Raw genomic sequence first — 15218 nt, 5'->3', positions numbered from 1 at the left:
CGTGTCCACGACCCCCCAGCCTATAAGCCGTTTTTCACGAACGCTCGATGGTGACTTCCTCGATCACCACGTCGTTGACGGGCCGGTCCTGCCGGCCGGTCGGGGTCTTGGCGATGGAGTCGACGACCTCGGTGCCCTCGATGACCTCGCCGAAGATGGTGTGGCCCTGGTTGAGGTGCGGCGTGGGGCCGACCGTGATGAAGAACTGCGAGCCGTTGGTGCCCTTGCCGAAGCGCTTGCCGGCGTTGGCCATGGCGAGCAGGTAGGGCCGGTTGAAGATGTTCTCCGGGTGGATCTCGTCGTCGAAGTCGTAGCCGGGGCCGCCGATGCCCTGGCCGAGCGGGTCGCCGCCCTGGATCATGAACCCGTTGATGACGCGGTGGAAGATCGTGCCGTCGTACAGCTTGGCGGTGGTCTTCTCGCCGGTCGCGGGGTGGGTCCACTCCCGGGTGCCTTCGGCCAGCTCGACGAAGTTGCGCACGGTCTTCGGTGCCAGGAACGGGAAGAGCTTGATCCGGATGGTGCCGTGATTGGTGCGAAGGTTCGCGATGAGGTTCTCAGCCACGAGGGCCGCCCCCTTTTCGTGCAGGTTTCGGTTGTCCGTTGAACTTCGGTGAACAGCGTATCGACCCCGCCCGGGGAGGCGGCGTCATGATTGAGCCGCTTTGACACGGGAAGAGGGTCGTCACGGGGCCCCAACAACGGGGAGGTTTGTCGTGTCCCTGACACTCAGAAGGAACCGCGTCAAGGTAGAGGTGCCGCAGGGGGGACTGGGCCGCATAAAGGGCCGCATGCAGGTCCAGATGCGTCCGGTGGTCACCAAAATGAGTCCAATCACGGACAAGGTGACGCCCATGATGGGCAAGGTGCCCCCGATGGTCGGGAACGCGCGCGATGTCACCGCGACCCGAATCACCGACGCCCGCGTGTGGATGGCGCCGAGGCTGGAGCAGGCCGCGTGCACCGTCGAGGACCAGATCGCCCCTCGCGTGAGCTCGTTCCTCCACGAAGCGGCCCGGCGGGTCGAACCCGAATCCTTCGCCCGGCCCCGGCGCCGCTGGCCGATGCTGATGCTGTTCGCCGGTCTGGCGATCGGCGTGGCCGGCGCGCTGATGTACCGGAACAAGTCCGGCCGGTGGGCCGAGAGCACGAGGGAGACCACGGCCGAGACCACCAGGTGGGCCGACGAGAAGGTCGAGCAGGCCGGTGCCAGGGCCGGTGGCAAGGCACAGCAGGCCGCCACGAAGGCCGGCGGCAAGGCCGACGAGATCGCGGGCAAGATCCAATAGTGCGTACGGCCGGCGCTCCGGCGCCGGCCGCTGCCACCCGCGGGCCGGCGCCTCAGGGCGCGCGGCCCGTTCTCGTTTCCCGGACCGCGCCGGGCGTTCCGCGCGGCGCCCCGGTTCAGCCCGTCGTCCGCTGGTCGTCGCGGTCCAGCCGGGCGAGTATGCCGGGCAGGTCGCCGTCGTGCAGCACGGTGAGCCGCCGGGTGGCCCTGGTGATCGCGACGTACAGGTCCTGGCCGCCTTTGGGGGACTGCGTGAGGATCTCGGCGGGCCGGACGACCACCACCGCGTCGAACTCCAGGCCCTTGCACCGGTTCACGGTGAGCACGGCGACCGGCGCCTCCAGCGGGTCGTCGCCCTCCGGGGGGAAGAGCGCGGCGATCTCCGAGTGCCGGGCGTCGGGGGTGAGCACCGCGAGCCGGCCGTCCCCGATCGCCTCCAGCTCCTCCTCGACCAGGGCGCGCAGGTCCGTCCTCTCGTACGGCACGGCACGCGGGCGCGCCTCGCCGTCCCGTACTGAGACGGGAGGCTCCTGCTCCGGGGCGACCGCCTTCAGCACGTCGGCGGCGACGTCCATGATCTCCACGGGCGTCCGGTAGTTCACCAGCAGCCGCTCCTCGCGCCAACGGCCCGCGACGTACGGGTCGAGCATCTCGGCCCAGGAGCGGGCTCCGGCGGCGGATCCGGTCTGGGCGATGTCGCCGACCACGGTGAGGGACCGGGCCGGGATCCGGCGCATGACGGCGCGCCAGGCCATCGCGGACAGCTCCTGCGCCTCGTCGACGATCACGTGTCCGTACGCCCAGGAGCGGTCGGCCAGCGCCCGCTGGGCGGTGGTCACGACCGGACCGCCGTCGTGGTGCCGGGCGGCGAGGGCGGTGGCGTCCATCAGCTCGGTGAGGTCGGCGATCTCCAGCACGCCCCTGGCGTAGGCCTCCTCGTCGTCGCGTTCCTCGGCCGCCGCCCGCTCGCGCGCCTTGGCTTCGGCGTCGTCCTCGCCGAGGAGCTCGGCGGCCTCGTCGAGCAGGGGCACGTCCCCGATCGTCCAGGGGGAGCCGGCCGGGCGGAGCAGCACGTCACGCTCCTCGTCGCGAAGCAGGCCGGCCGTCGCGGCGCGCAGCCGGTCCGGATCCGAGAGGAGCTCACCGACCAGCCGTTCCGGCGTCAGGTATGGCCACAGCTCCTCCAGCGCCGCCCGCACCGACGCCTGCCCCCAGAGCGCCTCGCGCGCGTAGCGCAGGTCCTCCTCGTCGTACGGCCGGTCGAGTTGCCTGGCCTCATCCACGGCGAGGCCCATGAGCACCTTGTTGACGAAGGTCCGGCGAGCCATGTTGTGCGGCCGGCCGAGGGCACGGGCCCGGTCGCGGGCGCGCACGCAGGCGTCGTGGTCGAGGCGCAGAGCCATCCGCTCGACGACGACCTCGACTCCGCCGCGGATGGACGTGCGGACGTCGATCAGGACCTCCAGGTCGCCGTCCGGGACGCGCTGACGGTCGCGTACGGCGGCCTCGATCACCTCGGCCGTCCGCAGGTCGCCCTTGACCGCGGCGACGGCCGGAGCGTCGTCCACGGTGGCGTGGACGCCGCGGTGGAGCTCGCCGACGCTGGACAGGACGACCTCGGTCTCGCCGAGCGAGGGCAGCACCTGGCTGATGTAGCGGCTGAACATGGCGTTCGGGCCGACCACGAGCACGCCTCGGCGCTCCAGCGTGGTGCGGTGCGCGTAGAGGAGGTAGGCCGCCCGGTGGAGGGCGGCGACGGTCTTGCCGGTGCCCGGCCCTCCCTGGACCACGAGCGCCCCGCCCAGGCCGGACCGGATCACCCGGTCCTGCTCGGTCTGGATCGTGGCGACGACGTCGCCCATCCGCCCGGTGCGGCCGCGGCGCAGCGCCGCCATCAGGGCCGCCTCGCCGACGAGGTTGTTGCGGTCGCGGTCGTCCATCCGGTCGAGGTCGAAGACCTCGTCGTCCAGCCCGGTGACGGCGCGGCCGCGGGTGTGGATGTGCCGGCGGCGGACGAGGGCGCCCGGGTCGCTGGGGCTGGCGACGTAGAACGGCCGGGCCGCGGGGGCCCGCCAGTCGATGAGGACGGAGTCGTGTTCGTCGTCGCGCAGCCCGATCCGGCCGATGTAGTAGGTCTCGCCGCCGGAGTCGTCGATCCGGCCGAAGCACAGGCCGCGTTCGACGCCGGAGAGCTGCGTGACGCGCCGGAACCGCTCGTCCGCGGAGACCTCGCGCTCGATGCGTGCCTGGCGGGTGCCGCCGGACCCGCCGCGGGCCAGGACCGTGGTCAGCGCCGCCTCGGCGCGGCCCCGCACGGTGTCGAGCCGGTCGTAGAGCATGGAGACGTAGGACTGTTCTTCCTGGAGCGCTTGCGCGACTTGACCACTCGCCATAGTTTTGGTACGATCCTATCGTTGGGTGTTTTGTTTGCCGCCCAAAGGCATAGAGGGTTGAGGATATCAGCGCTCCCCTCGGTTTGTCGTCGTCTTGTTCTCGGTTTTTCGCCCCCTCAGGGCTCGACCAGCCCGGCCCGGATGGCGTACTTGGTCAGTTCGAGCCGGTCGCGCATGCCGAGCTTCTGCAGGATGTTGGCGCGGTGCCGGTCGACGGTCTTCACGCTGATGACGAGGGTCTCCGCGATCTCCTTGGAGGAGTGCCCCTCGGCGATCAGCTTGACGATCTCCTCTTCGCGCGGCGTAAGGATGCTGTCCGGCATGGCCTCGCCCTGCCGGTCGCGCTGCAGGTAGTCGCGGATCAGCGCGGCGACCGCGCCCGGATAGAGGAACGGCTCTCCGCGCATGGCCGCCCGGCACGCCTCCAGCAGGTCGCGGTCGGCGACCGACTTCAGCACGTAGCCGGACGCGCCCGCCTTGAGCGACTCGAAGAAGTACTGCTCGTTGTCGTACATCGACAGCATCAGGATGCGGATGCCGGGGGCGCGCCGGGAAATCTCGCGCGCCGCCTGGATGCCGGTCATCCGCGGCATCGCGATGTCCAGGATCGCCAGGTCGACCTCCTCCTCGGAGGCGCGTTCGACCGCCTCGGCGCCGTCGGCAGCCTCCGCGACAACCGTGAGGTCGGGCTCCGCGTCGATGATCAGCCGAAGGCCCTGGCGGACCAGCGCATGGTCGTCCGCCAGCAGGATCCGGGTCGTGGGCGTGTCCACCGGGTCAACTCCGTTTCGCCGTGATTTCTGTCGTTTTTTCCATCGAGACGGGGACGACGAGCCGTATCTCCGTGCCTTCTCCGGGAGGCGATGTGACGGTCAGCGACGCGCCGACGAGCAGCGCCCGCTCGCGCATGCCCCGGATGCCCGCGCCCTCCTGGAGCACCCCGCCCCGGCCATTGTCGGCGACGCGCAGGACCACGGCGCCGGGCTCGGCCGTCAGCGACAACTCCACCCGGGTGGCCCCGGCGTGCCGGGTCACGTTCGTCAGGCTCTCCTGGGTGATCCGGTAGATGACGAGCTCTACGTCCCCGGACAGGGCGGGCAGGTCGGGATCCGTCCTGCGCGCCACCGACAGCTTGCTGACCTGGGCGACGTCCGTCGCCAGCGAGCTGAGAGCGCTGAGCAGGCCCAGATCCTCCAGGACACCGGGCCGCAGCCGGCGGGCGATCTGCCGTACCTCGTCCAGGCTGGAGCGGACCGTCTCCTGGACGGCGTGCAGGTCGTCGCGCAGGTCCTCCGGCGCGCGGTCGATGGCGCGCTTGAGCCCGAGCAACACGACCGTGAGGGTCTGGCCGATCTCGTCGTGCAGTTCCCTGGCGATGCGGCCGCGCTCGGCCTCCTGCGCCGCCAGCGCGTGCGCGCTGCTGGTGCTGTGCTCGGCCTCCAGGCGGTCCAGCATGGCGTTGAAGGTCTCGACCAGGTGGGTCAGGTCGCCGGTGCCGCGCAGCGCGAGCCGGTCGCCGCTGGAGCGCAGCAGATCGACCCGCTGCATCAGCGTCGCCAGCGCGCCGAGCGGCGCCAGGCTCGCCCGCAGCAGCACCGCGTTCGCGCCGAGGATCAGCGCCAGCCCGACCGTCAGGACCGGCACCTCTTTCAGCACGACCGGGGACGAGACGGTGGCCGGGGAGACCGCGAGGATCAGCGTGCCCGCGGTGAAGACCAAGCCGTTGATCATGAAGAGCCGCCAGAACAGCGTGCGCGGGGCCCTCCACCGCGAGCGGGACACCTGGGGCGGCCTGCCCGTCTGCCGGTCGGCGAGATTGCTCATACCCCCACCGTGGTGGCGGCGAGGAGTGTTTGTCCATCCGGCCCGTCGCGTATCCGCGCGCGGGCCCGCGCCCTCCCATCTGCGATTTCTACATGCCGTCCCCCACTCAGGATGGGTGCTGGACCCGATGGCGGCCGGGGCCGCCCGCGGCAAGACTTGAGGCGGCGGGTGCCCGGGCTCCCGTCGCCACGCCCCGGATCCCCGACGCGGGGCCGATGGCAGAGAGGAGAGCGATGACGCGGGCACAGGACATAGCGGTACAACTGCCGACGGTCACCGTCGGCGACCCGGTGACCAGGGCGGTCCGGGTGATGACCCTCGGCCGGCTGCCGGGGCTCATCGTCGTGGACGGCATGGGCCGCCCACGCGTGGTGCTGCCCGGAACGCAGGTGCTCCGTCTGGCGGTCCCGCGGACGTACCAGGAGGATCCGGCCCTCGCCCGGACGGTGGACGAGGCGCACGCCGACATCTTCTGGCAGGAGCTCGGCGCCCGCACGGTGGGCGACTGCCTGCCGTCGCAGTCGCTCCGGCCGGTGATCGTGCCCCTGGACGCGACGCTCCTTGAGGTGGCGGCCGTGATGGCGTCCATGCGCAGCCCCCTGGTGGCAGTGGTGGACCGCTCGGGCGTGCTCGCCGGGGCGATCACGCTGGACGGGTTGCTCACCGGCATGGCCGTCTCGGACGCGGACGGCTGACCCGCGCCGCCTCAACCCGCGATCCCCACGTTGTTCACCCCTGATCTCACCCTGAATCCCTGAAATCACCGCCACCCAGGCGTCGACGGCGTCGCCCTGGGGCGTTCGCGCGTGTCCGGGCCTTGCCCACGACCGGTCCCCGTGGTCCGGCGTGGTCCGGCTCGGTCCGGCTCGGTCCGGCGCGCCGCCCGCTGACGGCCGTTCTCCGCTCGCGTACGGACTCACGCCGCGCCGTGAATCGGCGGCGCGGTGGGTGGCGCATGCCCGCATATCGTTCGGAGGCCTTCTCGTGCACCGCTCTACCGCGTCTTCAGCGTCGTCACTCCGCCCATCCATACCGACCGCGCGTCCCGCGGCCCGCGCCGCGACCATCGCGCCGGCCGGCCCGCCGGGGTGGACCGGATGAGCTCGGTCGCCGCGCTCTCCATCTTCGTCGTCGCGTTCTTCCTCATCGCCACGGAGAAGGTGGACAAGGTCAAAGTCGTGCTCGTCGCGGCGGGGGCGATGGCCGTCCTCGGGCTGATCCCCGGGGCCAAGGTCTTCTTCTCCGAGCACGAGGGCATCGACTGGAACGTCGTCTTCCTGCTCCTCGGCATGATGATCATCGTCGGGATCATCAAGCAGACGGGGTTGTTTGACTTCCTCGCCATCTGGGCGGCCAAGAAGTCACGCGGCCGGCCGTACCGGCTCATGGTGATGCTGATGGTCATCACCGCGGTGGCCTCGCCGTTCCTGGACAACGTCACCACGATCATGCTGGTCGCGCCGGTCACCGTCCTGGTCTGCGACCGGCTGCGCATCCCCGCCCAGCCGTTCCTCATCGCGGAGGTCCTCGCCTCGAACATCGGCGGCGCGGCCACGCTGATCGGCGATCCGCCCAACATCATCATCGGCAGCCGGGCCGGGCTGACGTTCAACGACTTCCTCGTCCACATGACGCCGATCGTCGTTGTGATCTTCGTGGTGTTCGTGCTGCTCACCGGCCTGCTGTTCCGGAAGTCGTTGCGGTACAACCCGGACAACGTGGCGTCGGTGATGGCGCTGCAGGAGCGGCGGGCCATCACCGACCCGCGCCTGCTGGCGCGCTGCCTGGTCGTGCTCGGGCTCGTCATCGCCGGTTTCGGACTGCACGCGGTCGTCCACATCGAGCCCTCGATCGTGGCCCTGGTCGGCGCCGGGCTGATGATCATGGTGGCCCGCCCGGACGTCCCGGAGGTGCTCCGCGAGGTCGAGTGGCCCACCCTGGTGTTCTTCATGGGCCTGTTCGTCATGGTCGCCGGGCTCGTCCACACCGGGGTCATCTCGGCCGTGGGCACGTGGGCGATCAGCGCCGTGGGCGACAACTTCTTCGGTGCGGCGACCTCCCTGCTGTTCGGCTCGGCCGTGCTCGGCGCGTTCTTCGACAACATCCCGTACGTCGCCACCATGACGCCGGTCGTCGAGGGGCTGGTCGCCCAGGCGCCGGACGCGGGCATCGGGCAGGCGCTGTGGTGGGCCTTCGCCCTCGGGGCCGACTTCGGCGGCAACGGCACGGCAGTGGCCGCGAGCGCCAACGTCGTGGCGCTGGGCATCGCGGCCAGGACCGGTCACCGGATCTCGTTCTGGCAGTTCACGAAGTACGGCATCGTCGTCACGATCCTCAGCACCGTGCTGGCCTGGATCTACGTCTGGCTCCGTTACTTCATGTGAGCGCGGCGTCCTCACGCGGCCGGGGCCTCGATCCCACTCGGGATCGGGGCCCCGTCGGTGTCTCCGGGCGTACGCGTTCCTGTTACCGGAACGGCTGAGCGAACTCGGCGAGGACCTCTTCGGCCAGTTCGAGGAGGCTGGGCCGCCGGGACTCGTCCGGCTGAGCGTCGATCCAGAGGTTGGCGGCGATGCGGAGGCTCATCAGGTACGCGGCCGCCAGGACGCGCGGCCGCGAGGCGCCGGGCTCCAGCCCCTCGCGCTCGGCGATGGCCCGCGACAGCTCCCGCTCGACGCGGATGTGGTTGGCCATCTGCCTGGCCAGCAGGGACGGGTGTTGCTTGACGAGCCGCGTCTGGATCGCCAGCTCGCGGTTGGGCTCGCCCACCTCCTCGTAGAGGCCGCGTGCCGCGTTGAGCAGCGCCTGCCACGTGGACTCCTCCGCCGGCCGGGCGCGGAACGCCTCCACCAGGGACCAGATGCGGCGCTGCTCGCCGTACAGGAGGGCGTCCTCCTTGCCGGCGAAGTAGTTCGAGAACGTACGCCGGGAGATGTTGGCCGCGTCGGCGATCGCCTCGACGGTGACGTTGTCCAGGCCGTGCTCCATCGTGAGCCGCATGGCGGCCTCGTGGACGGCCTGCCGGGTCTCGGCCTTCTTGCGCTCGCGCAGCCCCACCGTCGTGTCCATGTTCCGGCAATCCTAGCGTCCGGGAATATATGCCCACTGAGCAAAGTTGCTCAGTGGGCATATATTATGCGATCGCTCGTATCCCCTCTCCACCTGCTACGGAGGCAGCTCTTGAGCGCGCAGACCGCTTCGCCGCCAGGCCAGACACAGATGACCCACCGGCAGATCCTGGAAGCCCTCAGCGGCCTCCTCCTGGTGCTGTTCGTCGCCATGATCAGCAGCACCATCGTGTCGGTGGCGCTCCCCCAGATCATCGGGGCCCTCAACGGCACGCAGTCGCAGTACACCTGGGTCGTCACCGCCTCCCTGCTCGCGGCGACCGCGTCCACGCCCATCTGGGGCAAGCTCGCCGACCTGTTCAGCAAGAAGACGCTGCTGCAGGTCTCGATCGTGATCTTCCTGCTCGGCTCGCTGGCCTCGGGCTTCGCCCAGAACACCGGGCAGCTCATCGCCTTCCGCGCCTTCCAGGGGCTCGGCATGGGCGCGCTGCAGATCCTCGTCCAGGTCATCATCGCCGCGATGATCCCCCCGAAGGAGCGCGGCAAGTACAACGGCTACCTGGGCGGCGTCATGGCGGTCGCGACCGTCGGCGGCCCGCTGCTCGGCGGCCTGATCGCGGACACCTCCTGGCTCGGCTGGCGGTGGTGCTTCTTCATCGCCGTGCCGTTCACGCTGATCGCGTTCGTCCTGCTGCACAAGACGCTGAAGATCGCGACGGTGCGGCGGCCCGACGCCAAGGTGGACTACGCCGGCGCCACCCTGATCGCCGCGGGCGTCAGCCTCCTGCTCATCTGGGTCACCTTCGTCGGTGGTTCCTTCGACTGGCTGTCGTGGCAGACGGCCGTCATGGTCGGCGGCGCGGTGATCATCCTCGCCCTCGCGGTGTTGGTCGAGTCCCGCGTGAAGGAGCCGGTCGTTCCGCTGCACATCGTGCGGATGCGCACCCCCGCCCTCGCCATCCTGGCCAGCCTCGCCGTGGGCATGGCGATGTTCGGCGGCTCGGTGTTCCTCGGGCAGTACTTCCAGATCGGCCGCGGCTACAGCCCGACCGAGGCGGGCCTGCTCACCATCCCGATGATGTTCGGCGTGCTCGTGTCGTCCACGATCTCGGGGCGGCTCATCTCCCAGAGCGGGCGGATCAAGCCGTACATCGTGGCCGGCTCCATCGTGCTCACCATCGGCTTCATGTGCCTGTCCACGATCGACCACGAGACATCGCTCGTGCTCATCGGCGGCTTCATGATGCTGGTCGGCATCGGGGTGGGCATGTCGATGCAGAACCTCGTCCTGGCCATCCAGAACACCGTCCCGCTGCGCGAGCTGGGCGCGGCCAGCGGCGCCATCACGTTCTTCCGCTCGCTCGGCGGCACCATCGGCGTCTCGGTCCTGGGCGCGGTCCTCGCCAACCAGGTGGCGACCAACATCGCCGAGGGCCTGGCCAAGATCGGCGTCAAGCCGACCGGCTCCGGGACCGGCAGCCTGAACATCGCGGCCCTGCCCGAGCCGATCAAGGGGATCGTGCGCGCGGCGTACGGCGACGCGACCGGGCACATCTTCCTGATCTCCGCGGGCATCGCGGTGGTCGGCGTCATCGCCGTCCTCTTCCTCAAGCCGGTCAAGCTGCGGGACACCGTGGACCTGTCCGAGGCGACGAAGCAGGAGGAGCCGGCCCCCGCCCGGTGACACATCGGCGGGTGACATCGCCGACCCCTCGCGTACGGCATGCCGGCTCCGGAGCGGCGGAGGTGCTCCGGCACGGCGCAGGGTGAACGAGCGGCGCAGGGCGTCCCACACGCGGGGCGCCCTGCGGTCGTCACCCCCAAGGCCTGCCCGGCGCCGCTTTCCTCATGGCGCCGTGACGGGCTCGTCCGCCGGGATCCAGACGACTGTGACGCCTGCGCGCCGATCTCCCTCGCGGTAGATCTCTCCGGCGGCGCGCCCCTGCGCCCAGCGCCGCGCGTACGGCGGGGCCTCGACCACGACACCGTCGCGTACGACCAGTCCCACGGTGGCGCGGCCGGTGGACCACCAGATGAGGCCGTTCCCGAGGTCGTCCCGCATGGGGCGACCGTACCGCCAGGGTGTGACAAACCGCCCTTATCCCCGCGTCCCGGCCCGGTTCGGTCAGCTCCAGGTGGCCCGCTTGAGCACGCCGGACAGTTCCGGGGTGTTCCAGACGTCCACGATGAGGATCTTCGACGCGGGCAGGAACCACTCCCGCTGCATGAAGCGCATCGTCTGCCGGGCGCCGTTGTTCGTCACACACCGGTTGGGCCAGGCGGTGTACAGCGCCTTGTGGCTGCGGCCGACCTGGCGCAGACCCGTCGAGCTGGGCTTCTCCCCGGGGTACCAGCTCGTTTTGGCGTTGAAGGGGCAGGGCACCACGCCGCTGAAGGGGTGGAACTGCCACTTGCCGGTATAGGTGAGGGAACCGCCCCCCACAGGGAGGTTGGTGAACGCCTTCGGACCGAACACCCAGAACGACTGGCAGTTCGGCGCGAAAGGCTCCGGATTCGCGCACGTTCCGGTCACGACCACGATGCGGTCACCGTCCCGGTGCGCCTTCCAGCCGGACGGGAGCTTCAGGTTCATCCCACGGAAGGAGAAGTCACGGCTCCCTGAGGCCGCCGAAGCGGCCGAGGCCGGCGAGGCTCCGGTAGCGGCGGAGGCGGCGGTGGGAGCGGCCAGCACGGCGACGGCCACCAGGGCGAGGGCGAAAGATCGTTGGACCATGCCCGGAAGCTACCGATCTGCACTTGTCGCTCTCTGAACAACCGGTTGAACGCGACGTCCGCGCCCTGCTCAGAAGAGGGTCAGCGGCTCGGACGGCATGGGCTCGGGCAGCGGCTCGATCTCGGGCAGCCGCTCCCGCACCTCGTCATGGAAGCGGCGGGCGAGCACCGGCGCGTCGGCGTTGTCGGGGGTGTGGACGAACACCGTCGGCGAACGGCCCTCGCGCAGCCATTCCACGACCGTGTCGATCCAGTGGCCCCAGCCCTCGACCGTGCCGGCCGTGTCGTCCCGGCCGATGTAGCGGACGATCGGACGCTCCGTGAGGGCGGACGAACGGCGCGGCACCCGGGGTTTCTTCGTCCACGCGTCGCGTTCGGCGTCGCTGGTCGGCGGCCGCTGGAAGAGAGCGGTGGTGTCGAACGGGATCCACTCGGCGTCGACGGCGGCGAGGGCCCGTTCGAGAAACCGCGCGGATCGCGCGTCGTCGAAGAACGCGCGGTGGCGAACCTCGACGGCGTACCTGTGCGAGCGGGGGAGTCCGCGGAGAAAGCCCGCCAGGGCGCCGAGGTCGGTCGGGCCGAACGAACCCGGCAGTTGGATCCAGAGGGCGTGGGTCCGCGGCCCCAGCGGCTCCATCGTGTCGAGAAACGCGCGGAGCTCCTCGTCGGCGCCGGTGAGGCGGCGCTCGTGGGTGATCGTCTTGGGCAGTTTGATCACGAAGCGGAAGCCGGGGTCGGTCTGCCCGGCCCACGACTCCACCGCGCTCCTCGCCGGTGCCGCGTAGAAGGTCGTGTTGCCCTCCACCGCGTTGCACCACGTCGCGTACGCCCGCAGGCGCTCCCCGGCGGGCAGCGGATGTGGCAGGAGGCGCCCCTGCCAGGACGCATGAGTCCACATCGCACATCCCACGTGAAGCCGCATGGAACCGACGCTATCCGAGATCGGCACGGTTCGTCGTTGACAGCTATACCAACCAAGCGCATGATTGGTCGTCGGCGCCAGATCATGCTCTTGACCAGCAGGTACCCGGACGTGGGGTGCCGCCACGGTCGCTTTCTTACGCGAAGGGTCTCGTCATGCCTGCACACCGTTCTCAACCGACCCGCCGGCAGGTTCTCCGCGGCGCAGCCGCCGCCGGGGCCGGGATCGCGTTCGGCTCACGGCTTCTCGGCAGTGTCGCCGCGCGCGCGGACACCGCCGACGCGCCGGAATACGACGTCGTCGTGGTCGGGGCCGGCGCGGCCGGGATGACCGCGGCGCTGGTCGCGGCCAAACGGGGGCTGAACACGCTGGTCGTCGAGAAAGCGGCCAAATTCGGCGGCTCGGCGGCCCGTTCGGGAGCGGGCATCTGGATTCCGAACAACGAAGTGCTCCTCGCCGCGGGCGTGCCGGACACCCCGGCCAAGGCCGCGGCTTATCTGTCGGCGGTCGTCGGCAGCGAGGTCCCCGCGGATCGACAGGCCGCGTTTCTCGGCAACGGCCCCGAGATGATCTCGTTCGTCATGCGGAACAGCCCGCTGCGTTTCCGTTTCATGGAGGGCTATTCCGACTACTACCCGGAATTACCCGGCGGCCTGGCGAACGGCCGATCCGTCGAGCCGGACATGTTCGACGGAAACCTCCTCGGCGCGGAACTGGCCAACCTGAATCCCGCGTACATCCCGGTTCCGAACGGACAGGTGGTGTTCAGCGGCGACTACAAATGGCTCAATCTCGCCCTGGTGAACGTCAAGGGCGCGGCCATCGCGCTCGAAACGTACGACCGCTGGCTCAAGGCCGCCGCGCGGGGCGTCAAGCCGCTCACCATGGGGCAGTCGCTGGCCGGAGCGCTGCGGGCCGGACTGCTGCAGGCCGGCGTGCCCGTCTGGCTGAACACCCCGCTCGTCGATCTCCGCGTGGACGCGGGCCGTGTCACCGGCGTACTGGTCACCCGCGACGGCACCCAGACCCTCATCCGGGCCAAGTACGGGGTCGTGGTCGCGTCGGGCGGCTTCGAACACAACGGGGAGATGCGCGACCACTACCAGCGGCAGCCCATCGGCACCGACTGGACCGTCGGCGCCTCGTCGAACACCGGGGACGGCATCGCGGCCGGTCTGGCGGCCGGCGCCGAGGTCGCGCTGATGGACGACTCCTGGTGGGGGCCGGTGATCCCGCTGCCCGACGAGCCGTACTTCTGCCTGTCCGAGCGCACCCTCCCGGGCAGCATCATCGTCAACCAGCAGGGGGCGCGCTTCGTGAACGAGGCCGCGCCGTACAGCGACGTGGTCCACGTCATGTACGAGAAGAACGCCACCGCGCCGCACATCCCCGCCTGGATGGTCATCGACCAGAACTACCGGAACCGCTACCTGTTCAAGGATCTCGCGCCGACCCTGCCGTTCCCGGACAAGTGGTACAGCAACGGCGCCCTGGTCCGGTCGAGCACGATCGCGGCCTGGCCGCCAAGATGGGCGTCCCCGCCGCGGCCCTGCAGAACACGATCACCCGCTTCAACAGCTTCGCGCTGAAGGGGAAGGACTCCGACTTCAAACGCGGCGACAGCGCCTACGACCACTACTACACCGACCCGGCGATCCTGCCCAACTCCTGTCTGGCTCCGCTGTGGCTGCCGCCGTTCTACGCTTTCAAGATCGTCCCCGGTGACCTCGGCACGAAGGGCGGCATGGTCACCGACGCCACGGCCCGGGTGCTCTCCCCGTCCGGCGCGGTCATCCCCGGTCTGTACGCGGCCGGGAACGCCAGTGCCGCCGTCATGGGCCACAGCTACGCCGGCGCCGGCTCCACCATCGGCCCCGCCATGACCTTCGGCTACATCGCCGCGAACCACATCGCCGACAACCGCTGATCACCCGCTGCGGGTGGGACACCCCGTTGACGACGCGAACGCCGCTTTCCTCGCCATGGAAAGCGGCGCTCCTGAATGCCGTGGAGAAATGGGCCGTCGCGACTTTCCCGGAGCGTACGCCGCTCTGCCGGAACGGCTCGACGAATGCTTCGACCCCGCTCCGCAGTGGGCAATTCCCCCAGCGGAGAGCGTCCGATGCCGTATGCGAGGATGCCGGGATGGACGGAAGAGTTGTGCTCCGGGTGGCCGACGAATGCGCGGGTTTCCTCGACTCGGCAGTGGACCAGGACTGGACGGCCTCGATCCCCGGCATGGAGTGGACGGTCGCCCAGGTGGTGGCGCACATGAGCGAATGCGTCCTGTGGTATTCCATCGACCTGGCCGCGGGCGAGCGGGCGCTCGACACGATGGAGATGCGGGTCCGTCCGGAGTCTGAGGCGATCGACCTCGCCGCCACGCTCAGATCCGCCGCCGGAGTGCTGGCCCGCGTCGTGGACGGCATGCCGCCGGGGTCCCGCGGATGGCACCCCCACGGCCGCGCCGACGCGTCCGGCTTCGCGGCCATGGCCTGTGACGAGATGCTCGTTCACACGGCCGACGCGGGTCACGGCCTCGGTCGCGGGTTCGTCCCCTCAGCGGAACTCGGTGACGCCACCGTGCGCCGCCTGTTCCCGTGGGCTCCCACCGGCGCTGATCCGTGGGCGACATTGCTTTGGGCCAACGGCCGCGCCGACCTCCCCGGCCATGAGCGTCAGGTCGGCTGGAAATGGCACTGTGCCCCGCTCGATGAATGGGACGGGGTAAACCCGTCTAAGGCCTCCGAGCTGAAGGCATGAATTCGGATAATCGCCATTCTCGTCGGTGAACCGCGCTCGCCTTCGCGTTCAAGGGCCGAGCTGTCGACAACGCGACTTCGGAGGGCCACCAAATGGACTTCGCGACGTGCCCGTCCCCGAGGATTTCGCAGCTCTGCTGGCCTGCGAGGAACGCGCGGGCCGTACCGATCCCTACCGTCAGGTGGCCGCTCTCACGCATCTGATCGCCCGCCGCGACGAGTAGCGAT

15 protein-coding genes are annotated in these 15218 nt (G+C 70.1%); 7 read left to right on the top strand and 8 right to left on the bottom strand.

All coding sequences use genetic code 11. The features are described 5' to 3' along the window. Window positions 1-34: 34 nt before the first annotated feature. Entirely contained in the window at window positions 35-565 is a 531-nt protein-coding gene (locus AWQ71_RS27835; protein ID WP_067138274.1) for a peptidylprolyl isomerase, read from the bottom strand. Between the two features lie 259 nt (window positions 566-824). Between AWQ71_RS27835 and AWQ71_RS27830 the strand changes: the two genes are divergently transcribed. Beyond that, window positions 825-1289 (top strand): YtxH domain-containing protein, encoded by a 465-nt coding sequence (locus AWQ71_RS27830; protein WP_157570615.1) that lies wholly within the window; start codon window positions 825-827, stop codon window positions 1287-1289. Between the two features lie 115 nt (window positions 1290-1404). Here AWQ71_RS27830 and AWQ71_RS27825 read toward each other — a convergent pair whose 3' ends face one another. The 3 genes from AWQ71_RS27825 to AWQ71_RS27815 all read right to left on the bottom strand — a co-directional run bounded on the left by AWQ71_RS27825 (window position 1405) and on the right by AWQ71_RS27815 (window position 5505). Next, window positions 1405-3681, bottom strand: a complete 2277-nt coding sequence (locus tag AWQ71_RS27825) for a HelD family protein (protein WP_067138270.1) — start codon at window positions 3679-3681, stop codon at window positions 1405-1407. A gap of 116 nt (window positions 3682-3797) precedes the next feature. Further along, window positions 3798-4454: a response regulator gene (locus AWQ71_RS27820; RefSeq protein WP_067138268.1), complete on the bottom strand. Its 657-nt coding sequence runs from the start codon at window positions 4452-4454 to the stop codon at window positions 3798-3800. 4 nt (window positions 4455-4458) lie between these two features. Beyond that, window positions 4459-5505, bottom strand: a complete 1047-nt coding sequence (locus AWQ71_RS27815; RefSeq protein ID WP_084259371.1) for a HAMP domain-containing sensor histidine kinase — start codon at window positions 5503-5505, stop codon at window positions 4459-4461. A gap of 233 nt (window positions 5506-5738) precedes the next feature. On the opposite strand from AWQ71_RS27815, the gene AWQ71_RS27810 reads away from it, so the two are divergent. Both AWQ71_RS27810 and AWQ71_RS27805 read left to right on the top strand, forming a co-directional pair. Further along, the gene (locus AWQ71_RS27810) at window positions 5739-6200 is read left to right on the top strand and encodes a CBS domain-containing protein (protein WP_084259370.1); all 462 of its coding nucleotides are present in this window, start codon (window positions 5739-5741) and stop codon (window positions 6198-6200) included. Between the two features lie 402 nt (window positions 6201-6602). Beyond that, complete coding sequence (locus tag AWQ71_RS27805; RefSeq protein ID WP_067138264.1) at window positions 6603-7889, top strand: ArsB/NhaD family transporter; 1287 nt, start codon at window positions 6603-6605, stop codon at window positions 7887-7889. Between the two features lie 82 nt (window positions 7890-7971). On the opposite strand, the gene AWQ71_RS27800 is transcribed toward AWQ71_RS27805, so the two are convergent. After that, window positions 7972-8574: a TetR/AcrR family transcriptional regulator gene (locus AWQ71_RS27800; RefSeq protein WP_067138262.1), complete on the bottom strand. Its 603-nt coding sequence runs from the start codon at window positions 8572-8574 to the stop codon at window positions 7972-7974. 150 nt (window positions 8575-8724) lie between these two features. Between AWQ71_RS27800 and AWQ71_RS27795 the strand changes: the two genes are divergently transcribed. Further along, window positions 8725-10257 carry an MDR family MFS transporter gene (locus AWQ71_RS27795; protein ID WP_084259369.1) on the top strand — a complete coding sequence of 511 codons (1533 nt, stop codon included), beginning with the start codon at window positions 8725-8727 and terminating at the stop codon, window positions 10255-10257. Between the two features lie 162 nt (window positions 10258-10419). Here the strand turns inward: AWQ71_RS27795 and AWQ71_RS27790 are convergent, their stop codons facing one another. The 3 genes from AWQ71_RS27790 to AWQ71_RS27780 form a co-directional block, all read right to left on the bottom strand. Further along, window positions 10420-10635: a hypothetical protein gene (locus tag AWQ71_RS27790; RefSeq protein WP_067138258.1), complete on the bottom strand. Its 216-nt coding sequence runs from the start codon at window positions 10633-10635 to the stop codon at window positions 10420-10422. Window positions 10636-10698: 63 nt separating this feature from the next. Then, window positions 10699-11307: a hypothetical protein gene (locus tag AWQ71_RS27785; RefSeq protein ID WP_157570614.1), complete on the bottom strand. Its 609-nt coding sequence runs from the start codon at window positions 11305-11307 to the stop codon at window positions 10699-10701. 69 nt (window positions 11308-11376) lie between these two features. Then, window positions 11377-12228: a DUF72 domain-containing protein gene (locus tag AWQ71_RS27780; protein WP_067138254.1), complete on the bottom strand. Its 852-nt coding sequence runs from the start codon at window positions 12226-12228 to the stop codon at window positions 11377-11379. A 155-nt stretch (window positions 12229-12383) separates the two neighbouring features. Here AWQ71_RS27780 and AWQ71_RS27775 point away from each other — a divergent pair, with 155 nt between their 5' ends. The 3 genes from AWQ71_RS27775 to AWQ71_RS27770 all read left to right on the top strand — a co-directional run bounded on the left by AWQ71_RS27775 (window position 12384) and on the right by AWQ71_RS27770 (window position 14991). After that, complete coding sequence (locus AWQ71_RS27775) at window positions 12384-13817, top strand: FAD-dependent oxidoreductase (protein WP_218001991.1); 1434 nt, start codon at window positions 12384-12386, stop codon at window positions 13815-13817. Further along, window positions 13757-14155: an FAD-binding protein gene (locus AWQ71_RS44690; RefSeq protein WP_218001990.1), complete on the top strand. Its 399-nt coding sequence runs from the start codon at window positions 13757-13759 to the stop codon at window positions 14153-14155. Before AWQ71_RS27775 ends, AWQ71_RS44690 begins: the two co-directional genes overlap by 61 nt. Before the next feature lie 218 nt (window positions 14156-14373). Further along, the gene (locus AWQ71_RS27770; RefSeq protein WP_067138252.1) at window positions 14374-14991 is read left to right on the top strand and encodes a maleylpyruvate isomerase N-terminal domain-containing protein; all 618 of its coding nucleotides are present in this window, start codon (window positions 14374-14376) and stop codon (window positions 14989-14991) included. The last annotated feature ends 227 nt before the right edge of the window (window positions 14992-15218 follow it).

Source organism: Microtetraspora malaysiensis, assembly GCF_001528665.1.
GTDB lineage: Bacteria > Actinomycetota > Actinomycetes > Streptosporangiales > Streptosporangiaceae > Microtetraspora_A > Microtetraspora_A malaysiensis.
This window is presented reverse-complemented; position numbering and strand designations above follow the sequence as displayed.